This is a genomic window from Limnospira sp. PMC 1279.21, assembly GCF_032349615.1.
Lineage (GTDB): Bacteria > Cyanobacteriota > Cyanobacteriia > Cyanobacteriales > Microcoleaceae > Limnospira > Limnospira fusiformis.
In genome coordinates, this window is the sequence record NZ_JARPLU010000440.1 from 1 (window position 1) to 978 (window position 978).

Sequence of the window (978 nt, forward strand, 5' to 3'; positions counted from 1 at the left end):
ACAGTGTTTGAATAACTGGTTTACCAAGTGTTGTTACTGTGCTTAATGATTGAGACAAAGGCTGTATGCAACACCAATTATCGAGTGCCGTCTTATCATCGTGGCAATGGCGGTGTAGTAACTGAAGATTTTTGTATTCATCCTTTCCACCGTGGCTTCGAGGTACAACATGGTCTACTTCAGTTATGTCTGATGGGGTAAAGTATTGCCCACACCAAGAGCACCTGCCTTTTTGCTTTTTGAGTAGTTTTGCTACCCTATTAGGCGTTCCAATTGCTTGTCCTTTTCTGGTTGCCCAGTAAGTCCAGTTTCCGTCATAAAGTGTTGCTTCCGGGCGTATTAGGGTGTGTCTGACAATCGGAGTCCAGTCATGTTTCCATAACGTGTATCCATCCTTGGTCTGGAATAACCAAGTTTCATGTCTTTCTTTCCCATTACTGAGTTTGACCGTTCCCGGTCTAAAATATTTCCTCAGTTTATCGTGATTTGCCTTTCTGCATCTTGATACTGTCCATGCCATTAGGGGTCGAGAATGGAGTCGCCTCCATTCCCTCCCATTCAAAACCGTGCTTGAGACTTTCACCTCACACAGCTCCTAGTCTGACTGTTCCATTGTTATGGATACAGCTTTAGCCTTGTCTAGGGCTGTCTTGTCATCGCGGGTGTGGTGGTGCAGTAATTGAAGATTATTGTATACATCCTTTCCGCCTAGGCATCGAGGTACAATATGGTGAACCTCAATTACGTCTGATGGTGTAAAGTATTGTCCACACCATTTACACTTACCTTTCTGTTTCTTGAGTAGTTTTGCTATCCTTGTTGGTGTTCCAATTGCTTGTCCTTTTCTGGTTGCCCAGTATGTCCAGTTTCCGTCGTATGGTGTTGCGTCCGGTCTCTCTAGGGTATGTCTGACTATTGGTGTCCGTGCGAGACGTTTAGGAGTGAAATAGGGCTGCAATGCCTGAAATAACTTCCTAG

2 protein-coding genes are annotated in these 978 nt (G+C 44.6%); both read right to left on the reverse strand.

Annotated features, from left to right (window positions below; all coding sequences use genetic code 11):
• Positions 1 to 583: HNH endonuclease (locus tag P5683_RS25290; protein WP_006669614.1), on the reverse strand; the 583-nt coding region annotated here is incomplete at its 3' end.
• Between the two features lie 12 nt (positions 584 to 595).
• Positions 596 to 978 (reverse strand): HNH endonuclease signature motif containing protein (locus tag P5683_RS25295; protein WP_315645119.1); only part of this gene is annotated, 383 nt, incomplete at its 5' end.